Source organism: Flavobacterium hydatis (genome assembly GCF_000737695.1).
Taxonomy (GTDB): Bacteria; Bacteroidota; Bacteroidia; order Flavobacteriales; family Flavobacteriaceae; genus Flavobacterium; species Flavobacterium hydatis.
Window position 1 is genome coordinate 41672 of sequence record NZ_JPRM01000028.1, and the last position, 18222, is coordinate 59893.

The following is an 18222-nucleotide window of genomic DNA, read 5'->3' on the forward strand; positions in this document are numbered from 1 at the left end:
TGGTAATATATTGTTATTTATACCCTAAATCATTTCTGAACTTACTAACTTTGTACTTCATAATTTCCAAAAAAATGATTTACCCCAAAATACCTCTGGCACAGAGTATCATTCAGATTTGTTTAGAAAAAGGAATCACCAATATAATTATATCTCCAGGATCACGTAATGCACCATTAACCATAGGATTTGTTAGTAATCCAGCTTTTCAGTGCTACAGTATAGCCGACGAAAGATGTGCAGCATTTTTTGCATTAGGAATCGCACAGCAAACCAAGCAACCAACAGCTTTAGTGTGTACTTCGGGGTCAGCATTATTAAATTACTATCCCGCTTTTGCGGAATCATTTTATAGCCAGATTCCGCTTATTGTAATCTCGGCAGACCGTCCGCAAAGTAAGATCGATATTGGTGATGGGCAAACCATTCGTCAGGAAAACGTATACATAAATCATTCGTTGTATAACGCTAATTTACATGAAGATGTATCGGTTGAAAACGACAAAAAAATAAATGAAGCCATAGATACGGCCAGAGCCCAAAAAGGACCTGTACATATTAATGCCCCATTTGAAGAGCCATTGTATGAAACCGTTTCTGAACTTACCATAAATCCAATAATTAACACTTACGTAAAAGAAAACCAGCCAGAAACAATTGGAGATTTAGCCGATATGGTTGCAGCTTGGAACAAATCGACACGTAAGATGGTACTTGTGGGAGTAAATGAGCCAGACACAATTAATAAAGAAACAATCGAAAGATTGGCTAATGATGAATCAGTAGTGGTTTTAACCGAAACAACGTCTAATTTGCATCATCCGAGTTTTATTAATAGTATCGATACATTAATTACACCATTTACAGCAACCGATTTTGAAGACTTTCAGCCAGAAATCTTGGTGACTTTTGGAGGAATGATAGTTTCTAAACGTATAAAGGCGTTTTTACGAAAGTACAAACCAAAACAACATTGGCATATAGATACACTTAGAGCTTATGATACATTTGGAGCTTTGCCAAAGCACATAAAAACAAACCCAAATGATTTCTTTCAGGCCTTTTTACCACAGACGGAAACTATAGCGAGCGACTACTTTTCAAGAATCAACAAAATCAATGATTTAAGAAGAGTAAAAGCAAAGGAATATTTAAGCAAAATCCCATTTTCGGATTTTAAAGTATTCGAAAAAGTAATAGCATCATTGCCGAAAAACAGTCAATTACAAATAAGCAATAGTTCAGCTATTCGATATGCGCAATTAATCGATATCGATTCTTCAATAAATTTCTTCTGTAATCGTGGTACAAGCGGTATCGATGGTAGCACATCAACAGCTATAGGAGCAGCAGTTGGTAATCCTAAACCAGCAGTTTTTATTACAGGAGATATTAGCTTTTTGTACGATAGTAACGCATTATGGAATAGCTATATACCAAAGAACTTTAAGATAATAATCATTAATAATGGAGGAGGGGGAATCTTCCGTATTTTACCAGGACATCAGGAACAACCCGTGTTTAATACCTTTTTTGAAACCTCACATCATTTAACTGCCGAGCATTTAGCAGGAATGTTTAAGATGAATTACATAAAGGCAGACAATGAAACTTCGTTACAATCAGGACTAGAAACACTGTATAATGTAAATGATGTACCAGCTATTTTAGAAATCTTTACACCAACAATCGAAAACGATAAAATATTACTTCAGTTTTTTAAAGAGTTATTGTAAGTTTAATTTTCATAAAAAATACTTAAAATAAAGACTCCGTATAGAATAAATGCTTAAATTTGAGAATATAAACTAGTATTAATCAAATATTAAAATTTTATTTATGAGCGCAAGAGACGAATTAATTGTAAAGTATGCTGCTGACTTAAAAGATAAATGCGGCGTAACTCCGAATATGGATTTATTGACAAAAGTAACCATTGGTTGTGGGCCGTCAATATATAATGCAGATGCAGCTACAGTTGCAGGAAGTCAAAAATCGGAATTAGATACTGTAAAGAATAATTTTTTAATAAAAAAATTAGGCTTGCCAGATGGACCCGCTTTAGATGCAGGAATTGATGCTGTATTAGAAAAATACGGGCGCTCAAACAAGAACAAATATAGAGCAGTAGTATATTACTTATTGACATTGCACTTTAAAAAAGAAAGTGTTTATAAATAGTATTTTAACTTCCAAATATATAAAGCGCCTTTAAGGCGCTTTTTTTAATAACATAATTTTTATGCTTCTCATTTTCAAACTTCGTACCTTTGCGACTTAGAAACTTGCTTAAATAGCAATACAGAACTTTAAAGAAGATGATTGAAATAGGAAAATACAATACCCTAACTATATTACGTGATACCAAAGTAGGATTGTTTTTGGGGAACCCCGAGAAAGATCCAGAAGGAATCCACGACATACTATTACCAAACAAATATGTTCCAAACGAATTTGAAATAGGCGAAGAACTTATCGTTTTTGTTTATTTAGATCACGAAGAACGCCCAGTTGCAACAACCCTGGAACCATATATATTACTAAATGAGTTTGCACTTTTAAGAGTAAACTACATTAACCAGATCGGTGCTTTTATGGATTGGGGAATGGAGAAAGACATTCTTGTTCCGTTTAAAGAACAAGCGCGTCCTATGGAAAAAGGAAAGCGTTATTTGGTTTATTTATACATGGACGAAAAAACAAATCGTTTAGTAGCATCAAGTAAAACAAACCAATTCTTGAGTAATGATAACCTAACAGTCGAAAAAGGCGAAGAGGTAGATTTAATCGTTTCGCATATTACCGAGATAGGAATCAATGTAATCATAAATGAAAAGCATAAAGGATTATTATACAAAGATGAGGTTTATGATGATGCCATTCGTACAGGAGACCGTATGCGAGGATATATCAAGAACATACGTCCTGATAACAAAATAGATGTTTCATTACAAGTGCAAGGATACCAAAGTATCGAACCAAATGCCGAGAAAATAATGGACGAATTAAGAGCAAGTCGTGGTTTTTTAAGACTTACTGACAATTCGCATCCAGAAGACATTAAAACGGTACTTAAAATGAGCAAGAAAACATTCAAAAAAGCGATTGGAGCTCTTTACAGAGAGAAGTTAATCGAGATAAAAGAAGATGGTATTTACTTGGTAAAAGAGTAATACGAGTTGTTATAATAAAAAAGGCTAATCATTACGATTAGCCTTTTTCTTTTTATTCTAGTTTTATAAAAAAATTGTAATTTAAAAAAAACAAAAATAAAAATAAATCTACTTTCATCACGAAAAGTGAATAGAATCACATCTTATATAATACTGTACTTAATCTTGTTGCGTGTGACTTACTACTTTTTCAGATGGGTTTGTCTTGAAATGGGATAACAATTTCTTGCATGCTGAAATTGATTTCACGGCAGAACCTTTGGTTTATTTTTAGTATTTTTAAAGACGATTAAATAATTAAATACCCATTTATAGAGTAGCTTAATGCATCTTTCTTGTTAACCGTAGGTGTTACTATCTCTTTTTTGCAATTTCGACAAATGCTAATCTCATTTGCTCTTTGTCTAAAGCTTTTAAATTTAAAACCTTAGAAAAATGAGCGACAAATTTTTTAAATTTTCTCAAAAAATCATTTTTTAGGTTAATAAATCAGTGAAAGAAAATCAAACTCAAATGTGAATAAAGAATAATGTATCACATTGATTGATAAGGGTAAAGATAAAAATAAAAAATATAATACACTATAAAAGAGCTATCGTTTTTCGTTTAAAAACAATATTTAACATTTGATTAAAAATATTTTAGAAATCACTTCATGATGATTGTATGGTCTAAAGTGTAAAAAATGATTTATTTTTACACTATAATTAATTAAAAATACATCTAATGGATTGGATTACTGCCAGAGAATTTGAAGATATAACCTATAAAAAATGTAATGGAGTTGCAAGAATAGCTTTTAACAGACCTAACGTGCGCAACGCCTTCCGCCCAAAAACAACATCCGAATTATACCAGGCATTCTATGATGCACAAGAAGATACTTCGATAGGAGTAGTTTTATTATCTGCCGAAGGACCTTCGACCAAAGACGGAGTATATTCTTTTTGTAGTGGTGGAGATCAAAACGCAAGAGGACACCAAGGATATGTTGGAGAAGATGGACAACATCGTTTAAACATTCTAGAAGTACAACGATTAATTCGTTTTATGCCAAAAGTAGTTATAGCCGTAGTTCCGGGTTGGGCAGTAGGAGGAGGACATAGTTTACACGTAGTTTGCGATATGACATTAGCGAGCAAAGAACACGCTATTTTTAAGCAAACAGATGCAGATGTAACTAGTTTTGACGGAGGATATGGATCTGCTTATCTTGCTAAAATGGTAGGACAGAAAAAAGCACGTGAAATTTTCTTCTTAGGACGCAATTATTCAGCACAAGAAGCAATGGATATGGGAATGGTAAATGCTGTAATTCCTCACGATGAGTTAGAAGATACCGCTTACCAATGGGCACAAGAGATATTACAAAAATCACCAACATCTATAAAAATGCTGAAATTTGCTATGAACCTAACCGATGATGGTATGGTAGGACAACAAGTTTTTGCAGGAGAAGCAACCCGTTTAGCTTATATGACAGAAGAAGCTAAAGAAGGAAGAAATGCTTTTCTGGAAAAAAGAAAGCCTAATTTTGGCGAAAATAAATGGTTGCCATAAATTAGTTTGCAGTATTGGTTTTCAGTTTCAGTTTTAACTGAAATACTGAGACTGAGACTGAAAACTTTTTATAACAAACTCTAAAATAAAATAAAAGAATGAAACATTGGATTGAAGCCGCTAGATTAAGAACATTACCCTTATCAGTTTCTGGGATTATCGTCGGTAGTATGTATGCTTTGGCAAATCCCACAGAAAACGTTTATACGCCTACAGAAGTTTTTAATTGGAGAATATTTGGTTTTGCACTTTTAACAACGCTAGGATTGCAGGTATTATCCAATTTTGCTAACGATTATGGCGATGGAGTAAAAGGAACCGATAACGAAGACAGAATAGGGCCAAAACGCGCAATACAAAGCGGAGTAATAACGGCACAAGCCATGAAAAAGGCAATAATCATTACCTCGTTATTAACTCTATTATCAGCAATTACATTGATTTATTTCGCTTTTGGCGAGACAAATTTTGTGTATTCTATCTTTTTCTTACTATTAGGAATCGCTGCAATTGTTTCGGCAATACGTTATACAGTAGGAAACTCAGCTTATGGATATAAAGGATTTGGAGACCTATTCGTATTTATATTCTTCGGGTTAGTAAGTACATTAGGAGTTAACTTTTTATATTCAAAAGAAATAGATCCGCTTTTAATCCTGCCAGCAGTAGCCATAGGATTATTAAGTGTAGGAGTTCTAAACCTAAACAACATGCGTGACGAAGCCTCAGACAGAAAATCGGGCAAAAACACAATTGTGGTAAAAATGGGAGGACAAGCTGCCAAAAAATACCATTACTTCTTGATCATAACCGCAATGGTTTCGGTAGTAGCATTTGCTATTTTAAGCGATTATCATTTTGATCAATACCTATTTTTATTAGCTTACATACCATTAACCAAACATTTAATAGTTGTTTATAAAAATCAAGAGCCTAAACTGTTAGACCCAGAATTAAAAAGAGTAGCGCTAAGTACATTTTTACTTTCAGTATTATTGACTTTGTGTATGATATCATTAATTTCAGACATTATTGTAAACCTCTTCTTAGGAGGAAGATAATTTATTAAACTTTAAATTTGTATCAATATGAAAATTACATTTTACGGTCATGCGTCATTAGGAATCGAAGTAGGAGGAAAGCACATTTTGGTAGATCCTTTTATTTCTGGTAATCCACAGGCTTCACATATCGATATTAACACATTAAAAGCCGATTATATCTTGCTAACGCATGCGCATGGTGATCATATTCTTGATGCCGAAGCAATCGCAAAACGTACCGAAGCAGTAATCGTGTCTAATGCCGAAATTGCAAGTTATTTTGCCCAAAGAGAGCTAAAATCACATCCAATGAATCATGGAGGAAGCTGGCAATTCGACTTCGGAAAAGTAAAATATGTAAACGCCATACATTCAAGTTCATTTCCAGATGGTACTAACGGAGGAAATCCAGGAGGATTTGTAATCGAGGGCGAGCACAAAAACATCTATATCGCCGGAGATACAGCTCTTACGATGGATATGAAGCTAATCCCGATGCGTACCAAACTAGATCTTGCTATTTTACCAATCGGAGACAACTTTACGATGGATGTAGAAGATGCCATTATAGCATCAGATTTTATAGAATGCGATAAAATTCTAGGATATCATTATGATACTTTCGGATATATCAAAATCAATCATGACGAAGCAAAACGTAAGTTTTTTGATAAAGGAAAAGACTTAATGCTTTTAGAAATTGGAGAATCTATTGAACTGTAAATAGCATTATTCTAAGAGAAATTGAAGAATTAGGAGCTATTTCCCGCCATACGCTTTATCTTTTCCTGGCTAAAGAAGCCAGGAAAAGGATATCGCTGCTGTCAGGGCTAAAAAACACACATCCAACCAAGAAAATGAAATCTAAAAAATTAATTTTAGTACTTTTAATCAGCTCATTTTATTCAGCTTTTGCACAAAAAGAAGGATATTGGGACAAAGAACGATCCACTACCAAAGAGATAATTGTTCCAGCTCGTGACAGAATCATTATTCCAACCGAAGATTTACCATTAGGAACCACAGAAGTGATATATAGAATCACGCTGCTGGACGAAAACCAACAATTGGCAAGTAGCTTAGTTTCGGTATTAAAATCGATTCCAGATCCATCAGGAATAAGTCAGGGATCAGCCGGAGCAGTATTCCTAATGTCAAAAATATCAGGCGATGATAAATGTAAATATGCCTTGTTTACAGATCAGGCAGTAGCTAAAAGTTATATCCAAACCGGAAAAACAGACAAAGCCTGTTACGCACAAGAAGAGCCAGTAAGCAAAGACGCAAAACGATTATCATTAGATAAATCTAGTTGTTTGCAACCCAATGTAAATACAATTTGGTTTGGATTCGAAAGTAAGAATTGGCTTTTAAAACAAAAAATAGTATTAGAAGCAGTGCCATGGGTAGACATAAAGTTAAGTCGTGGATGGAACCAAGAGAATAAAAAAGAAATTATCAGCCAATGCAAGACCTCAAATCTGGCACAGAAAATGGCAAGTTCCGATGATTTTTGCGTTTGTATTCTTGAAAAAATCCAAAAACAATATCGTTACAACGAGTTTGATAAGCTATTGGCGATGGAAAAAATCAAAGCCTATAAAGATTATGGAAATACCTGTTATAATGATACCAGTATTTCTAAAAACATTTATAGTGATTTAAGAAGTCTGGCTTCTAAATTAATTAAAAATCAAAAATACGGCGAAGCAATAGCCTTGCTAAACACTGTAATTGCAGACAAAAAGGCAACAGCATTAGATTATAGTTCTATAGGATATTGTTATATCTTAACCAAACAATATGAGAAAGCTATTAAGTTCTTAAAAGAAGGCGAAAAGCTAGATGAAACAGAGTTGCAATTAAAGCTTAATCTTGCACATGCTTATTTAGTAAGTGATGATTATAAAGATGCTAAAGCAATTTATAAAAAATACCAAACACAAAATGTAACCGATAGTTTAAGTTGGATCGAGAAAGTAAAACTTGATTTTGCAGCTTTTAAGAAGGCTAATCTACCATCAGGAAACTTCGATAGAGTTTTAGATCTTTTTAATTAATTTAAGCTACCATATAAGTCATTTAAGCTCATATAAAAGTGTTTAACACAACAGACAGCTTAATTTACTTACATGGCTTATATGTTTGAAAAAATAAGCATTTATCATAAGTCCATATAAGGATTTAAGACAATAGCTTATATTTACTTATATAACTTATATGGTTATGAAGTATGTCATACATCGCATTTACATATTTAAAACTATTTCAGATTGAAAGCTACTTACCATAAATATATTCTCAATTTTAAACGACCGTCAGGAACTTCCAGAGGCGTAATGAACGAAAAAGAGACTTGGTTCATTGTTATTGAAGAAAATAATAGAAAAGGAATAGGCGAGTGTGGAATCCTTAGAGGACTAAGCGCAGACGACCGAGATGATTATGAAGAGAAATTGCAATGGTGTTGCAATAACATCCATTTGGGTGAAACAGCCCTTTGGGAAGCATTATTAGAGTTTCCTTCCATACAATTTGGTGTAGAAATGGCTTTCCGTTCATTACATAGTAAAACGCCCTTTTTGTTATTTCCTTCACCATTTACTACAGGAGAGGAATCCATAGCCATAAATGGTTTGGTATGGATGGGAGAACCTGAGTTTATGAAGCAACAAATAGTGGAAAAGTTAGCCACAGGTTTTCGTTGCATAAAACTCAAAATTGGTGCTATCGATTTTGATAAAGAATTGGAGTTATTAGGTTTTATCCGCAGTCATTTTAGCCCAGAAGAGATAGAAATAAGAGTAGATGCTAATGGAGCTTTTAGTTTAGATACCGCATTAAATAAGCTAATTCAGCTTAATGTATATAAGTTGCATAGTATCGAGCAACCCATAAAACAGCACAATATTCAGGCAATGGCTAATTTATGCCAAACAACGCCTTTTCCTATTGCATTAGATGAAGAGTTGATAGGCGTGTTTACATTGCAGGAAAAAGAAGTATTACTACAAAACATAAAACCACAATACATTATTTTAAAACCAAGCTTTATAGGCGGTTTTAGAGGAACACAGGAATGGATTACACTAGCAGAGAAGTATAATATCGGTTGGTGGATAACATCGGCTTTAGAAAGCAACATAGGTCTTAATGCAATCGCACAATGGACTTTTTTACAAAATAATATAATGCCTCAAGGTTTAGGAACAGGAGCATTGTATACTAATAATTTTGATTGTCCGCTAGAAGTTACTCAAGGGCAATTGTGGTATAATCCAGATTTAAACTGGCAAATAGACATTGATACACTGTAAAATGTTATCGTAATCTGTATCACACGGTTGAGACTGTGAACTATAGTTAAAATTTCATCAATCTCTTTAAAAAAAAATAGAAATAAAAAAAACTGGCATAAAGCCAGTTTTTAAATTTTAGAGAATAAAATTATTCTTTTCCGCCATCTAAGACATCTTGCCATTCTTTTAATTCTTTCCATTTTCCTTCATAAGCTAGTTTAGCTTGTCTAGCCCAAGTTCCAGGATTATGTATTGCGTAGTTTTCACCAGCATTATCTAGGATAGTTTGAGATTTTTCTGTTGGAGTTTCTGATAAAGCTAACCAGGTTTTGATTCCTGCCTGATGGTATAATTCTTCAATTTTAGGACCAATTCCTTCAATTACCTTCAAATCATCTTTCTTTACTTTCTTGCCAAATACAGTTGCTGCCAATGCAGCATCAAAAGGAATTTCTGGAATTGTAGTTTTACCCACAAATGATTGTGCAGATGCCGAAGCATTATTCAGCTTAGCTGCTAAATCGGCTTCAAGCGAAGATATTTTGGCAGTTAAGTTCTTAGTATTGGCTCTGCAAGCGTCTAAATCAGCTTGTAAAGAAAGCAAATCAGAATCGTTTCCTTTCGAAGCCATTTTTCCTATCAAGTAACCTAAAATTCCACAGATTAACCCAACTAAAGCTGGTATTAAGATACAAGGTATATTCATAATGTTATTTTTTTGGATTAATTATTTTATTGTAACTACAGTTCTACGATTATTTGCTTTACCGTCGGCGGTTGCATTATCACCTACAGGCTCATCTGGTCCTTTTGATTGAGTTTCGATTTTACTACCATCAATACCATTTTTAGACAAATAGTTTTTAGTAAAGTCAGCACGTTTTTGGCTTAACACAACATTCGATTCACGGTTTCCAACATTATCAGAATGCCCAACAACTAATAAAGCGCCATCATTTACATGAAGAATGTAATATGTGATGTCTTTAATTTTCTGACGATCGGCAGCATTTAGATTATTATTAGATTTATTGGTATTAAAGTGAAGAACTAAAGGATCAGCATTTATTTTGGCTTTTAGAGCAGCAAAATCTTCGCCTCCTGTTTTTGTTGCAACCGAATCTGTCGAAGCATTAATTTCGAAAGAAACTGGACCTAACAATGTATCTCCGCTTGTTTTCCAGCTATCGATTATTTCACCATTAGTATCAAATTTTCCAGCTGATAGCCCTTTTGATACAAAATAATTTTTAACATCATTTGCCCTCGCTACACCAAGATTAGGGTACGTTGTAGTGTTCTTTTCATCCGTAGTCGCATATCCGGTTATAGTAACCTTTTGCTCAGGATTGGCCTCTAAGAAAGTTTTTAGTTTTTCGATACCAATATTAACGGAGTCTTTAACAGGCGTAATCACCGAAGCACTATTCTTCAGGAACTTCAGATTGTCGCTACTGCGGTAGTCAATACCAGTACCATTAATTACAAAAGGAACAATCTCGGTGACCGTTTCTTTAATAACAACTACTTTTTCGATATCGTCTGCGGGTTCTTTCGTACAGCAATTGCAGCAAAATTTTAAATACAGAAATGTACCTAAGATAATTGTGACTACAATGCCTAAGAGATAAAGTGTTTTTTTAGACATAATATTTATGAGTTAAAATTCTCTCAAATTTAACAAAAAAATAAATGCAAAACGTTACTAATCAGTTATTTTAATATTATTGTTAAAAATGACCGTTTTTTATGTTTAAGAATTTACTTACTTTTTAAAATTAACAATTAACTTGAATAATTGTAAGAAGAAAATCTTAATTCGCTAATTAATTAAAATGAGTAACTTGCTAACTGAATTTAGTTATGGATATGATGGTCGAAATAGAAAGAAAATTTTTAGTTAAAACAACCGATTTTAAAGAGCAGGCTTTCGCCAAAAATCGAATTGCTCAGGGATATTTAAGCTCTGAACCAGCGCGAACAGTACGTGTGCGTATAAAAGGTACAAAAGGGTATATTACCATAAAAGGAATAGGAAGCGATAGTGGAATGTCACGATTTGAATGGGAAAATGAAATTCCGCTAGACGAAGCACAAGAATTATTGAAATTGTGTGAGAAAGGTAAAATCGAGAAAACACGATTTGAAGTAAAATCAGGAAATCATGTTTTTGAGGTAGATGAGTTTTATGGAGAAAACGAAGGATTGATAATTGCCGAAATCGAACTTGAATCGGAAACTGAGACATTTGATAAGCCAGATTGGTTGGGAGAAGAAGTAACCAGTGATCCAAGATATTATAATTCTTATTTAAGCAAGCACCCGTTCTCAGAATGGAATAAAGAATAGCATTTATGGCAATCGAAGCATATGATTTGATTATAGTAGGAGGTGGACCAATAGGTTTAGCCTGCGCAATCGAAGCACAAAAGAAAAATTTAAAGTATTTAATTATAGAAAAAGGAGCGATTGTAAATAGTATTTTCAATTATCCGCTGTATATGACTTTCTTTTCTACAGCCGAAAGACTAGAAATTGGAGATATTCCTTTTAATTGTCTGGCTCCCAAGCCTGGTCGACAAGAAGCATTAGAGTATTATCGTAATATTCATCGTTATTTTTAACTTCTCCATTCATTTATTCGAAAATGTGACCCAAGTTATCAAGCAAGAAAATTCGCTTTTTAAAATAACCACAAATAAGGCATTGTACGAAGCCAAGAATGTAATTATTGCTACAGGTTTTTATGATATTCCGATTTATATGAATGTAAAAGGGGAGGAATTACCACAAGTACGCCATTATTACAAAGAAGCGCATGAATATGCTTTTAGGAATGTTCTGGTTGTAGGTGCAAATAATTCGTCTGTAGATGCAGCTTTAGAATGTTGGCGAAAAGGAGCTAACGTTACAATGGTTATTCGCAAAAGCGAAATAAACAATCGCGTAAAATATTGGGTTAAGCCAGATATCGAGAATAGGATAGCCGAAGGAAGTATAAAAGCTTATTTTGAATCGAATATTACTGAAATTCGTGAGAATGAAGTAGAAATCGAGACTCCAAACGGAAAAATAACCATCGAAAATGATTTTGTCTTAGCTCTTACAGGTTATAAACCAGATTTGACATTTCTCGAAAAAATGGGAATCCAATTATCTGATGACGAAAGAAAAGTACCAAAATATAATCCTGAAACGATGGAAACCAATGTAGCAGGATTATTTTTGGCAGGTGTAGTTTGTGGCGGAATGGAAACCCATAAATGGTTTATTGAGAATTCACGCGTTCACGCCAATCTGATTGTAGATTGTATTACTTCAAAATAGAAAAAGTTTGCCACGGATTTACTTCGTCTGTTCGATTTTTAGTCTTTGGTCACAAAAAAAATAATCTGAATTTTGAAATGGAAATTTCAAAATTCAGATTTTATCTTATTTAATTTGTGTGAATCAGTGCAATTAGTGGCAAAAAACAACTAAGAACTACAAGAAAGCATTGAGCAGCCTACTTTGTCTCTTGCCCAATCTGGTCGTTTAGCAAACCATTTTTCGTATTCAGGTTGCTCATCATAAGGATTTTTGAGTAATAGATATAATTCATCTACTAAAGAATAATCGCCTTCATCAGCAGCATCAATGCTTAGTTGAGCCATATAATTACGCAAAACATATTTAGGATTTACCATGTTTTGGCTTGCTGCACGTTCTTCATCAGATGTTTTTTCAGTATTTAAACGAGTTAAATAGTCGGTGAACCATTCTAACCAAGTATTTAAAACAGCATCTTTAATCTCTTCAGGTTTATAAAAAGCATCTTGAATACTCGCAAATGCTTCTTCTGCAGTTTGTTCTTTTTTGATTTTGTTTAAATTTCTAAAAAAGATAGTCATATCTGTTTCAGATAATTGTAAGTTGGTTTCTAAATCAGAAATAATCTTATCATCAGTTTCTTTAGATGTAGAAATTCCTAATTTGCTTAACATCATTTCTTTATATTCTTCATCAAATACATCAGAGAACGATTCTAAAATGCTCTCTAAACCTTCAGCTTCATTGATTAAAGGATATAATGCATTTGCTAATTGAAATAGATTCCACTTAGCAACATTAGCCTGATTACCAAAACGGTATCGTTTATGTTGATTGTCGGTCGTATTAGGCGTCCAGTTTGGATCATAATCTTCTAGCCACCCATAAGGGCCAAAATCTATTGTTAAGCCGTGAATCGACATATTATCGGTATTCATAACTCCGTGTACAAAACCCACACGTTGCCAATCTAGAATCATTTTACGAGTTTTATCGGCTACAGCTTTAAAAAATTGGATGTACGTTTTTTTATCATCCACTTCTTGTATTTCAGGATAATAATATTTGATGGTATAATCGGTAAGTGATTTAAGATTTTTAAGTTCATTACGCGCTGTAAGCATCTCAAAACTTCCAAAACGGATAAATGATGGCGCCACACGACATACAATAGCCCCTTTTTCGTAAGCAGGATTACCATTATACAGTTTATCACGCAATACTTCGTCGCCAGATAAGATTAAAGCAAGAGAGCGTGTGGTAGGAACTCCTAAATAAAACATAGCTTCGCTACACAAGTGTTCTCGTATTGAGGAACGTAAAACGGCTAAACCATCGGCAGTTCTCGAATAAGGTGTTTTTCCAGCTCCTTTAAGCTGTAAAGTATAAAACTGGTCATTATGTTCAATCTCAGTTAAATTAATGGCTCTACCGTCTCCTAATTGCCCCGCCCAATTCCCAAATTGGTGTCCTGCATAACACATGGCATATGGATGCATGGTTGGCAAAACTTCTTTGCCCGAAAAAACATTCAGGAAAGATTCCGATTGAGTATCTTTTGGCGAAAGCCCAATTAACTCAGCTACAGCTTCAGAAGCGTGAATTAATTTAGGTTCAGCAGGAATTCGTGGGTTTACATAAGAGAAACAAGTATTTAAAACCTGCCTTATTTCGTTAGTATTTAGTGGATCCTCAGGTAATTCGGCTGTAAACCGATTATGTATGTTTAATTTTTTCATTTTAATTCAATTTCAATAACAGTAATACGTGCTTGTTTATGCGAGTTTATCGGCATACATTTTTCTTAATTTTTGCACTTTAGGATCGATTACCATTCGGCAATAACCAGCTTCCTGATTATTGTTGTAATAATTTTGGTGATCTGCTTCGGCTTCATAAAACACTTCAAAAGGTTTTAATTCGGTTACGATTGGATCAGCATAAAGCGGTTTTACAGCTTCAAGAACTTGCTCTGCAATAGCTTTTTGTTCTTCATTATGATATAAAATGATAGAGCGGTATTGTGTCCCTCTGTCAGCTCCTTGTTGGTTTAATGTCGTTGGGTCATGACTTGTCATAAAAATGGCAATTAAGTCATGGTACGAAATGATTTCTGGGTCAAAAGTTACCTGTACCACTTCGGCATGTCCTGTTCTTCCTGTACAAACCTCACGATAAGCAGGATTTTTTATGTGACCATCGGCATAGCCCGATTTTATTGATATTATCCCCTTTAGGCGTTGAATAACTGCTTCGATACACCAGAAACAGCCACCTCCGAAAGTAGCTATAGATAAGTTTTTCATAATATATAATTTAAATAATTATTGTTCTTTCGTTGATAATGAGTAAGATATTCAAAATAGATACTCAAAATTAATTCTAATTTGTTGGTTTTGCTAAAAAGAAACCTGTTTATGAGGTGTTTATTTAAAAATAACAGAAATTGTAGTACAGTTTTTACTTAAGTATTAACAAATTCACAATTATATAAAAAATATATACCTTTGTCATCAAATCAGTTTATAATGAATATCAAAAACAATACCACGGCTTTAGAAGCTTATTTCCAAGATTTTCGAAAAAATATCATTGGAATCGACCAGGAATTTACCTCTCCTTATGGTAAAAAACAGATAATTTATACCGATTGGACTGCCAGCGGACGATTATATAGACCGATTGAAGAGAAAATTATAAACCAATTTGGACCTTTTGTCGCAAATACGCATACGGAGACCACTGTGTCAGGTACTGCCATGACAAAAGCGTACCATCATGCCAGAAATATCATTAAACGTCATGTCAATGCCAATCAAGATGATATTTTAATTACTGATGGAACAGGAATGACTGGCGTTGTTAATAAATTTCAGCGTATTTTGGGCTTAAAAATTCCAGAAAACCTAAAAGATTTTACAACAATTCCAGCCGATAAAAAACCAGTTGTTTTTATATCACATATGGAGCACCACTCAAACCAAACGAGCTGGTTAGAAACCATTGCTGATGTTGAGATTATTCCTGCTTGCGAAAAAGGACTTTTTAGCCTTGAAAAATTAGAAATTTTATTAGATAAATATAAAGATAGAGCTTACAAAATAGCTTCGATTACTTCTTGTTCTAACGTAACAGGGATAAAAACTCCATATTATGAAGCTGCTAAATTAATGCACCAACATAATGGGGTTTGTTTTGTAGATTTTGCGTGCTCTGGACCTTATGTAAAGATAAATATGCACCCAGAAGATCCAGAAGCGTATTTGGATGCGATTTTCTTTTCTCCGCATAAATTTTTAGGAGGCCCTGGAACATCGGGAGTTTTAATTTTTAATAAAAAGTTATACAAAAATATGATTCCAGATTGTCCTGGAGGAGGAACCGTAAGTTGGACAAATCCTTGGGGGGAGCATAAATACATCGATAATATCGAAGATCGTGAAGATGGTGGAACTCCGGGCTTTTTGCAAGTAATTAAAACAGCTTTGGCAATTGAGTTAAAAGAACAAATGGGTGTAGATAATATGCTACAACGTGAGCATGAAATCGTAGATTTTGTGTTTGATGAATTAAATGATATTCCGAATATAAAAATCTTGGCAGGGCAACATCAGGAACGTTTAGGAGTAATTTCGTTTTTTATTGAAGACTTACATTTTAACTTAGGTGTAAAAATATTAAATGACAGATTCGGAATCCAAACAAGAGGAGGTTGTAGTTGTGCGGGTACATACGGACACTTCTTGTTGCACGTTGACCAGGAAACATCTAGTAAATTGATTGATCAAATTACGATTGGAGATTTAATACGTAAACCAGGATGGATAAGAATGTCTATACATCCTACAACTACTAATGAGGAGATTGCTTTTGTTTGCGAAAGCATTAAAGAATTAGCCAAAAACCATAAAGAATGGGCTCTGGATTACCAATACAACAAAGAAACCAACGAATTTGTACATGAAAATGTAAATACATTCGAAGACGAACTTGTCGCAGGTTGGTTTGCATCATAAAACAAAAAAATAGCTTCAATTGAAGCTATTTTTTTTTGATTTTTTTTAAACCCTTAAGAAATTTAGAAAATTAAGTTTCGGTTATTTTCCAATGAGTACATTGTATTCCTTTTGGTATTGCGATTCCGTTAAAATAATTTGTTAGCCCACAAAATATTATTACAGTTAATATCATTCCAAAAATCAAGATCGCTATTGATTGTTTATGGGGAGAAATCCCGAAAACGGATTGCTTCATCTTTTTGTTGTGCACAGAAGCAATATGTCCGAAAAAGGAAAGAATTGCAAGCGCATAGTAAGGAATAAAAAACAAGTTGTAAGGAAAAGTATTTAATCCCGCTACGCCATAATAAAAATTTGTATCAAGGTTTAAAATAAGTCTTCCGATAAAAATGGCACTTAAATGAATTATAAAAAAGATAGCTAGGTATAATCCTGACCAAATCTGAATTTTTTCAAAATTACTGGTTGCTATTTTTCGATTTATTTTGAAAAGCTTAAGCCCTGAAAAAATTTGAACAAATACAGCTAACAGCAAAATGGATTCAATGATAATATTTCGATAAAAAAGGCGCAAAGTATTCATTATCTCAATGTGCTTTTCTGCTCCTAAAATGCTCCAAGTGTGATTAAATAAATGTAATCCAATAAAAACTGTTATTATAAGTCCAGATACGTAGTGTAATTTTTTAATCATACATTATGTTTTATTTTCAGTTGTCGAATAATAAATAACAGAACTTTTTTTTACCATTAAGAGATTAAGAAAAATTAAGCTTTTGTTATTTTGTGGAGCTTAATATCTTAATGGTTTAATGTTTTTTTTTTAATTATCAACCATCAACCATAGAAACATCGTCTAACAATCGGCGGTGATAGTTTATTTGTCCTAAATGATAGGCGAGGTGAGTGGTAAGATGTGTGAGGATAAAATCTGTAGAGTTTTTACCTTCAAAAACAAATACAGGAAATTCCTGTTCTAAATCTTTCTCAGATAAATTGCTTAAAGCAGTATCAACAACTACAATCGTTGCTTCAATTTTGGTAATTAATTCAGCTCTAGGGATGTTTTTTAGGGAAAACTCCAATTCACGATGCCTTATGTAACCAGAATCGCCTAATGCAGCGCCTATATACGTGTTTAAATTACCGATTAGGTGCAAGCACAGATTACCTCCCGAATTTAAAATTTGTTCGCTTACAAGCCAAATTTTAGCTTCGTTTTGATAAGACTCTATTTCGAGTTTTAATTTATTAAGATCCCGATTAAAGAGAGTTCTTAATGTCTCGAGATGTGCCATTATTTTTTAGTTTGATAATTATGAAGTGATAATAAGGCTTGTTCTTGTATTTTTTTCTGAAAAAAACCTGTCCAACCCAATAAATAACCTGTAATACCGAATGCTTGTTTCGACCATTTCCAGACATCAAACGTATCAGTGTGTTTAATAATTAATCCGTCTTGAAACTGAAATTCGGCAAAAACATGATTAACAACCTTTCTGTTTGTTTTGCTAAAGTTATAAGTAGCAATCCAATGCGCAGAACCTACAAAGTCATCGGCTTTTACATCCGAGAATTCTATTTTTATATTTCCTTTGCTTTTTTTAAGTAGCATTTCCCACATTGCAGTAACCTGACCTTCTTTTAATAAACCAAAAGCGGGATCACGAAATTGTACCTTAGGATGGTAACATTCGCTCATTTTGGCTGCGTCGGCATTGCCAAATGCAGTATAAAATTTCGTAATTAAGGCTTCGTTTGCAGTCATTTTTGATGTAATTAGAATATAAATGTACAGAATTATTGACTATTTACTCCA

The 18222-nt window shown here is 33.6% G+C and carries 17 protein-coding genes and 1 pseudogene; 11 read left to right on the forward strand and 7 right to left on the reverse strand.

Features of this window, described 5'->3' with window-relative positions:
- Nucleotides 1–74: 74 nt before the first annotated feature.
- From menD to IW20_RS17295, 8 genes are all read left to right on the forward strand, one after another.
- Nucleotides 75–1736 carry a 2-succinyl-5-enolpyruvyl-6-hydroxy-3-cyclohexene-1-carboxylic-acid synthase gene (menD, locus tag IW20_RS17260; protein ID WP_035625105.1) on the forward strand — a complete coding sequence of 554 codons (1662 nt, stop codon included), beginning with the start codon at nt 75–77 and terminating at the stop codon, nt 1734–1736.
- A 103-nt stretch (nt 1737–1839) separates the two neighbouring features.
- The gene (locus IW20_RS17265; protein WP_035625108.1) at nt 1840–2181 is read left to right on the forward strand and encodes a DUF2853 family protein; all 342 of its coding nucleotides are present in this window, start codon (nt 1840–1842) and stop codon (nt 2179–2181) included.
- A gap of 137 nt (nt 2182–2318) precedes the next feature.
- Nucleotides 2319–3173, forward strand: coding sequence for a CvfB family protein (locus IW20_RS17270; RefSeq protein WP_035625111.1), 855 nt, complete (start codon nt 2319–2321; stop codon nt 3171–3173).
- A gap of 726 nt (nt 3174–3899) precedes the next feature.
- A complete protein-coding gene (locus IW20_RS17275) occupies nt 3900–4733 on the forward strand; it encodes a 1,4-dihydroxy-2-naphthoyl-CoA synthase (protein WP_035625114.1) in 834 nt (277 codons plus the stop codon).
- Nucleotides 4734–4831: 98 nt separating this feature from the next.
- A complete protein-coding gene (gene menA / locus IW20_RS17280; RefSeq protein ID WP_035625116.1) occupies nt 4832–5794 on the forward strand; it encodes a 1,4-dihydroxy-2-naphthoate octaprenyltransferase in 963 nt (320 codons plus the stop codon).
- A 27-nt stretch (nt 5795–5821) separates the two neighbouring features.
- Nucleotides 5822–6499 carry a metal-dependent hydrolase gene (locus IW20_RS17285; protein ID WP_035625123.1) on the forward strand — a complete coding sequence of 226 codons (678 nt, stop codon included), beginning with the start codon at nt 5822–5824 and terminating at the stop codon, nt 6497–6499.
- Between the two features lie 134 nt (nt 6500–6633).
- On the forward strand, nt 6634–7836 hold the full coding sequence (locus IW20_RS17290) for a tetratricopeptide repeat protein (protein WP_035625126.1): 1203 nt from the start codon (nt 6634–6636) through the stop codon (nt 7834–7836).
- A 213-nt stretch (nt 7837–8049) separates the two neighbouring features.
- Nucleotides 8050–9093 carry an o-succinylbenzoate synthase gene (locus IW20_RS17295; protein WP_035625129.1) on the forward strand — a complete coding sequence of 348 codons (1044 nt, stop codon included), beginning with the start codon at nt 8050–8052 and terminating at the stop codon, nt 9091–9093.
- A gap of 130 nt (nt 9094–9223) precedes the next feature.
- Here IW20_RS17295 and IW20_RS17300 read toward each other — a convergent pair whose 3' ends face one another.
- A complete protein-coding gene (locus IW20_RS17300; RefSeq protein ID WP_035625132.1) occupies nt 9224–9781 on the reverse strand; it encodes a hypothetical protein in 558 nt (185 codons plus the stop codon).
- Nucleotides 9782–9802: 21 nt separating this feature from the next.
- The gene (locus IW20_RS17305; RefSeq protein WP_035625135.1) at nt 9803–10723 is read right to left on the reverse strand and encodes an OmpA family protein; all 921 of its coding nucleotides are present in this window, start codon (nt 10721–10723) and stop codon (nt 9803–9805) included.
- 224 nt (nt 10724–10947) lie between these two features.
- Between IW20_RS17305 and IW20_RS17310 the strand changes: the two genes are divergently transcribed.
- Both IW20_RS17310 and IW20_RS17315 read left to right on the forward strand, forming a co-directional pair.
- Nucleotides 10948–11424 (forward strand): CYTH domain-containing protein, encoded by a 477-nt coding sequence (locus IW20_RS17310; RefSeq protein WP_205625916.1) that lies wholly within the window; start codon nt 10948–10950, stop codon nt 11422–11424.
- 5 nt (nt 11425–11429) lie between these two features.
- Nucleotides 11430–12402: pseudogene (locus IW20_RS17315) on the forward strand (YpdA family putative bacillithiol disulfide reductase).
- A 149-nt stretch (nt 12403–12551) separates the two neighbouring features.
- Here the strand turns inward: IW20_RS17315 and IW20_RS17320 are convergent.
- Together IW20_RS17320 and msrA are read right to left on the reverse strand one after the other, a co-directional pair.
- Nucleotides 12552–14123 (reverse strand): protein adenylyltransferase SelO, encoded by a 1572-nt coding sequence (locus IW20_RS17320; protein WP_035625138.1) that lies wholly within the window; start codon nt 14121–14123, stop codon nt 12552–12554.
- A gap of 36 nt (nt 14124–14159) precedes the next feature.
- Nucleotides 14160–14690: a peptide-methionine (S)-S-oxide reductase MsrA gene (gene msrA, locus IW20_RS17325; RefSeq protein ID WP_035625144.1), complete on the reverse strand. Its 531-nt coding sequence runs from the start codon at nt 14688–14690 to the stop codon at nt 14160–14162.
- A gap of 222 nt (nt 14691–14912) precedes the next feature.
- Between msrA and IW20_RS17330 the strand changes: the two genes are divergently transcribed.
- Complete coding sequence (locus tag IW20_RS17330) at nt 14913–16400, forward strand: aminotransferase class V-fold PLP-dependent enzyme (protein ID WP_035625147.1); 1488 nt, start codon at nt 14913–14915, stop codon at nt 16398–16400.
- A gap of 70 nt (nt 16401–16470) precedes the next feature.
- Here IW20_RS17330 and IW20_RS17335 read toward each other — a convergent pair whose 3' ends face one another.
- From IW20_RS17335 to IW20_RS17345, 3 genes are all read right to left on the reverse strand, one after another.
- Nucleotides 16471–17097 (reverse strand): hypothetical protein, encoded by a 627-nt coding sequence (locus tag IW20_RS17335; protein WP_117614472.1) that lies wholly within the window; start codon nt 17095–17097, stop codon nt 16471–16473.
- 136 nt (nt 17098–17233) lie between these two features.
- Nucleotides 17234–17701 carry a DinB family protein gene (locus IW20_RS17340; RefSeq protein WP_035625149.1) on the reverse strand — a complete coding sequence of 156 codons (468 nt, stop codon included), beginning with the start codon at nt 17699–17701 and terminating at the stop codon, nt 17234–17236.
- Entirely contained in the window at nt 17701–18171 is a 471-nt protein-coding gene (locus IW20_RS17345; protein WP_035625150.1) for a nuclear transport factor 2 family protein, read from the reverse strand. The genes IW20_RS17340 and IW20_RS17345 overlap by 1 nt, the downstream gene beginning before the upstream one ends.
- Nucleotides 18172–18222: the final 51 nt, after the last annotated feature.